Genomic DNA, 1898 nt, shown 5'->3' with positions numbered 1-1898 from the left:
CCCGCCGCAAATGCGTGTAATATCAAAGACATGCTGAAGTCCGAATTGATTGCAAAACTCGCTGTTGAATACAGTCACCTGCGCCAGGAAGACTTGGAGCGTGTGGTCAATGTCATTCTGGAAGAGATCGGATCTGCTCTCTCGCGTGGTGATCGTGTTGAGTTGCGCGGATTTGGGGCGTTCTCTGTTCGCCACCGGGATGCGCGCAAAGGTCGAAACCCGCGCACTGGGGAATCTGTTGAAGTTCCGGCGAAATCAGTGCCTTTCTTCAAGGCTGGCAAGGAGCTGCGCGCGCGTGTGAATGGCGGCGAAGACCCTGAAGCCCGCTAGGCAGCGACTGTTATTCCACTGAGTGTGACGACTTGACGCTATTGGCAAATCTGCGGCCTAATTCGCGCTGTTATTGGAATATCCTAGCAAAAAGGGGCAAAGGGATGCTGAAGGAATTCAAAGAGTTCGCCTTGAAGGGCAATCTGGTCGACATGGCTGTCGGCTTCGTAATGGGCGGGGCGTTCGCAACCGTTGTAACCGCTTTCATCCAGGGCGTGTTCCTGCCCCTGCTCGCACCGATCATGGGCGGCATCGACCTCGCCTCCATCGCTTACACGGTTACGCCAGCTGAAATGAATGCCGCTGGTGAAGTGGTGAAGGAAGCCGCAGTCGTCGAACTGGGCAATTTCATCGCCGCGATCATCTCCTTCATCATCGTGGCATTTGTCATGTTCATGATCATCAAGGGCATGAACAACATGAAGAAAAAGGAAGAAGCTGCGCCCGCTGCGCCGCCGCGCCAGGAAGTGCTGCTGGAAGAAATTCGCAACCTGCTGGCCAAGCAAAGCTAGGCGTGCGTCAACATATTCATGAAGGGTTAAGCACAGTTCGTGTACCTTCATGGATAGTAGAGTAACTGGTAGAGTATTGAGGGGCGGCCTGTTTGGCCGCCCTTCTTTTTTGCCCGCACATCACTTCGTCCTAGATCGATTGGCATGAATGCAGTCATATTTGGATCGTCGGGCGGTGTAGGCCGCGCCCTGGTGGACGCCCTGTTGACGCGTGGGGTCTATCGAACTGTTTTTGGGGTTTCCCGCTCCGGCGATGCCCCTGCGGGGGCAACGGGTCTGAAAGCCGACGCATTGGATGAATCCGCAGTCGAAGCAGCCGCACAAGAGGTGGCTTCAGCAGGAGACGTCAGGCTCTGCATGGTTGCCATCGGGCGCCTACATGAGGGCAAGAGCCTCCAACCTGAAAAATCCTATCGCCATCAGAGCCGGGATGGTTTCGAACGCATTTTCGCTGCCAACACGATTGCGCCAGCATTGATTGCCAAACACATGCTCGGTCGCATGCCTCGGTCCGGTCGGTGGGTGTTTGCGCCGCTGTCAGCCCGGGTCGGTTCTATCGGCGACAACCATCTCGGCGGCTGGCACGCCTACCGCGCATCGAAAGCAGCGCTCAACATGCTGGTTCGAAACTATGCCATCGAATGTGGGCGGACAAACAAGGAGTCGATTTGTATCGGGCTCCATCCCGGCACGGTTGAGACTGGTTTGTCTGAACCGTTCCAGGCCAATGTGCCGGATGGGCAATTGTTCTCACCGGCGCAATCAGCCGGACATTTGCTCGATGTCGTAGACGCGCTGACCCCAGATGATTCCGGCAAGCTGTTCGATTGGGCGGGAAAACTCATCCAGCCCTGATTGTTTTCGACATTCGCTGAGGCAAGGCAAAGTTAAGACCGACCTGCCAGACTGGCATGATGGAAACCCTGGCCGCCTTTACTGCCTACCTGACTGACGAACGCCGTATGGCGGACAAGACGGTTGAGGCTTATCAGAGCGATCTTGCCGGCTTTTTTGGGTTCCTGAATACACATCTTGGCGAAGCCCCGACGCCGCACC

At 56.1% G+C, this 1898-nt stretch carries 4 protein-coding genes; all 4 read left to right on the top strand.

Annotated elements, in window-relative coordinates; translation table 11 throughout:
- The first annotated feature begins 30 nt into the window (after positions 1 to 30).
- Positions 31 to 330 (top strand): integration host factor subunit beta, encoded by a 300-nt coding sequence (gene ihfB / locus B4F73_RS10020; RefSeq protein ID WP_034814550.1) that lies wholly within the window; start codon positions 31 to 33, stop codon positions 328 to 330.
- 104 nt (positions 331 to 434) lie between these two features.
- Positions 435 to 842 carry a large conductance mechanosensitive channel protein MscL gene (gene mscL, locus B4F73_RS10015; RefSeq protein WP_290480221.1) on the top strand — a complete coding sequence of 136 codons (408 nt, stop codon included), beginning with the start codon at positions 435 to 437 and terminating at the stop codon, positions 840 to 842.
- Between the two features lie 144 nt (positions 843 to 986).
- The gene (locus B4F73_RS10010) at positions 987 to 1697 is read left to right on the top strand and encodes an SDR family NAD(P)-dependent oxidoreductase (RefSeq protein ID WP_290483165.1); all 711 of its coding nucleotides are present in this window, start codon (positions 987 to 989) and stop codon (positions 1695 to 1697) included.
- A 56-nt stretch (positions 1698 to 1753) separates the two neighbouring features.
- The coding region (locus B4F73_RS10005; RefSeq protein WP_349679558.1) for a site-specific integrase at positions 1754 to 1898 on the top strand (145 nt) is incomplete at its 3' end.

Origin of the sequence: Hyphomonas sp. UBA3601, assembly GCF_002375605.1 — a bacterium.
Taxonomy (GTDB): Bacteria; Pseudomonadota; Alphaproteobacteria; order Caulobacterales; family Hyphomonadaceae; genus Hyphomonas.
This window is presented reverse-complemented; position numbering and strand designations above follow the sequence as displayed.

Bases quoted from the DNA above. Each gene is read 5' to 3' on its own strand.
- B4F73_RS10010 (WP_290483165.1), top strand. From the start codon at position 987: ATGAATGCAGTCATATTTGGATCGTCGGGCGGTGTAGGCCGCGCCCTG.
- ihfB (WP_034814550.1), top strand. From the start codon at position 31: ATGCTGAAGTCCGAATTGATTGCAAAACTCGCTGTTGAATACAGTCAC.
- mscL (WP_290480221.1), top strand. From the start codon at position 435: ATGCTGAAGGAATTCAAAGAGTTCGCCTTGAAGGGCAATCTGGTCGAC.